This is a genomic window from Bradyrhizobium sp. P5_C11_2 (assembly GCF_054049755.1).
The window spans coordinates 1-2,952 of record NZ_JBFULT010000751.1; the positions used below are offsets into that span (position 1 = coordinate 1).

Below are 2,952 nucleotides of genomic sequence, written 5' to 3' on the forward strand. Positions count from 1 at the left end.
TCTGGGCGGTGGCCGAGCCGTCGCTGGGACGGTCGAGCTTCATCTGGCAGCCCGCGGGGGCGCCGACCAGCTTGACCGGGTTGTCCTTGGCCATCTGGAAGTCGATGAAGAAGGAGCGGTCGAACACCTCGAGCACCAATTGCCTGGGCTTGACCGGGTTCTTCAGCGGCAGCGTGAAGTGCAGGGTCAGCACCGTGTCCTTGTAGTCGAGGAAGTAGTCGACCGGCTCCTGGAATCGCTCCTTCTTGCCGTCGGCTCGCGCAAAGGTGAAGTAGGCATATTCCTTCAGCGACTCGACATTGGTCTGCGCCAGCGGCCCGAGTTCCTCGCGCGTATAGGCGCCCTTGGTCTTGCTCTCGAGCCCCTGCACCGCATAGGCCGAGAACATGTCGTCAAACGTCCAGGCGTGGCGCACGCCGGTGATGGTGCCGTCCGCGGCATAGAGCAGCTCGCTGGTCGCCGTGATCCAGACATGGGGATGCGCGCTCGCTGCGCCCGCCGCAAGCGACAGGACGGCGGCGAGCAGCAGCCCGAGAAGGGCGCGCATGCGCATCAGGCCGCCTTCGGGGCGTCGAGCAGGCCGCGGCGGCGGAGCAGCGCGTCGGGCTCCGGCGGGCGGCCGCGGAAGGCCTCATAGGCGGCTTCCGGATCGACCGATCCGCCCGAGGAGTAGATGTCGTCGTGGAGGCGCTTTGCGACCGCCGGGTCGAAGATGTCGCCGGCCTCCTCGAACGCGCCGAACGCGTCGGCGTCCATCACCTCCGACCACATGTAGCTGTAATAGCCGGCGGCATAATGATCGCCGGTGAAGATGTGGCCGAACTGCGTCGGCCGGTGCCGCATCGCGATCTCCTCGGGCATGCCGATCTTCTCCAGCTCGCGCTTCTCGAAGGCGCGCACGTCCTGCGCGGCCGAGGCCGGCTGGGTGTGGAATTCGAGATCGACCAGGGCCGAAGAGACGAACTCGACGGTGGCGAAGCCCTGATTGAATTTTCGTGCGGCCAGGAAGCGTTGCAGCAGGTCGTCGGGCAGCGGCTCGCCGGTCTGATAATGACGGGCGAACTGTTGCAGCACCTCGGGCCGCTCCTGCCAGTGCTCGTAGAGCTGCGAGGGCAGCTCGACGAAGTCGGTGAACACGGAGGTGCCCGACAGCGACGGATAGGTCACGTTGGAGAGCATGCCGTGCAGGCCGTGGCCGAACTCGTGGAACAGGGTGCGGGCATCGTCGGGCGACAGCAGCGAGGGCTCCCCGTCCGCCCCCTTGGAGAAGTTGCAGATATTGAGAACCAGCGGCGCAGTGTCGCCGTCGAGCTTCTGCTGGTCGCGCAGCGAGGTCATCCAGGCGCCGGAGCGCTTTGACGGCCGGGCGAAGTAGTCGCCGTAGAACAGCGCCTTGTGCTTGCCGTCGCGGCCCTTCACTTCCCAGACCCGGACGTCCGGGTGCCAGACGGGCACGTCCTTGCGCTCCGCGAAGGTGATGCCGAACAGGCGCGTGGCGCAGTCGAAGGCCGCGTCGATCATGTGATCGAGCGCGAGATAGGGCTTGATCGCGGCGTCGTCGAAATTGGCGCGCTGGAGGCGGAGCTTCTCGGCGTAGAAGCGCCAGTCCCAGGGCGCGAGCTTGAAATTGCCGCCCTCTTCCGTGATCAGCGTCTGCATCTCGTCGCGATCGGCGAGCGCCCGGGCGCGAGCCGGCTTCCAGACGCGCTCGAGCAGGCCCCGCACCGCATCCGGCGTCTTGGCCATGGAGTCCTCGAGCCGGTAGGCGGCGAAGGTCGGATAGCCCAGCAGCTTGGCGCTCTCCTCGCGCAGCTGCAGGATCTCGACGATCGTCGCGTTGTTGTCATTGGCGTTGCCGTTGTCGCCCCGCGCGGTGAAGGCCTTGTAGACCTTCTCGCGCAGGTCGCGCCGCGCCGAGCTCTTCAGGAACGGCTCGACCGAGGAGCGCGACAGCGTCACGATGGCCTTGCCGGCCATGCCGCGCTCGTCTGCCGCGGCCTTGGCGGCGGCGACGAAACTCTCCGGCAGGCCCTGGCGATCGGCCTCGCCGAGCTCCATGAACCACTCCTGCTCGTCGCCGAGCAGATGATGGCTGAAGCCGGTGCCGAGCTGGGCGAGCTTCTCGTTGATCTCGGCCATCCGCGCCTTGGCCTCCTCGGAGAGGCCGGCGCCCGAGCGGTGGAAGCGGGTGTAGGTGCGCTCGAGCAGGCGGAGCTGCTCGGGATCCAGACCAAGATTGGCGCGGTTCTCGTGCAGCTGGGCCATGCGGCCAAACAGCACGGCATTCATCATGATCGGATTCCAGTGCCGCGCCATCCGCAAGGAGACCTCCTTGTCGATCTCCAGGATGGCCGGGTTGGAATGCGCCGAGACGAGGTCGTAGAAGACGGAAGCGACTTTGTTCAGAAGCTTGCCGGAGCGCTCCAGCGCCGTGATGGTGTTGGCGAAGTCGGCCGCGGCCGGATCATGGGCGATCGCCGCGATCTCGGCGGAATGGTCGGCGAAGGCCTGCTCGAAGGCCGGGAGGAAGTGCTCCGGCCTGATCTCGTCGAAGGGCGGGGTCGCGAACGGCGTCACCCAGGCCTTCAGCAGCGGGTTGGTCTCGGGGTCCGTAGTTTGGCGGGGGTCTGACATCGCAAGTCCCGGTTTTTGAGGCTCGATTGTTGGGGGCCAGCTATAGCACGCGATGGGGCTTTTTTGGGCCATTTGGCCTTGCTCCCGCCCGCCTTTTCGGGGAGATTGCGGCCCTCGAAGCCTAGGACCCCTGAGCTCATGAACGCGCCTTCCTCGTCCTCCCGCCAGATCGTCTGGCCGAGCGTCATCACCGTCATCAGCGCCGCCATCCTGATCGGCGCCGAAGTGTTCGGCGCGGCGTTTGCCGGTGGTTGGGCGCTCGCGATCCTGTTCGGGCTCGGCGATCAGGGCGCACACATCCTWCAGGCCGTGCTGTTA

3 protein-coding genes are annotated in these 2,952 nt (G+C 66.6%); 1 reads left to right on the top strand and 2 read right to left on the bottom strand.

Annotated features, from left to right (window positions below; genetic code table 11):
• On the bottom strand, positions 1 to 553 hold a 553-nt coding region (locus ACXJL8_RS37995; RefSeq protein ID WP_456686702.1), incomplete at its 3' end, for a DUF1007 family protein.
• The gene (locus ACXJL8_RS38000) at positions 553 to 2,634 is read right to left on the bottom strand and encodes a M3 family metallopeptidase (RefSeq protein ID WP_456617390.1); all 2,082 of its coding nucleotides are present in this window, start codon (positions 2,632 to 2,634) and stop codon (positions 553 to 555) included. The genes ACXJL8_RS38000 and ACXJL8_RS37995, both read right to left, overlap by 1 nt.
• 138 nt (positions 2,635 to 2,772) lie before the next feature.
• On the opposite strand from ACXJL8_RS38000, the gene ACXJL8_RS38005 reads away from it, so the two are divergent.
• Positions 2,773 to 2,952: hypothetical protein (locus ACXJL8_RS38005; RefSeq protein ID WP_456686703.1), on the top strand; the 180-nt coding region annotated here is incomplete at its 3' end.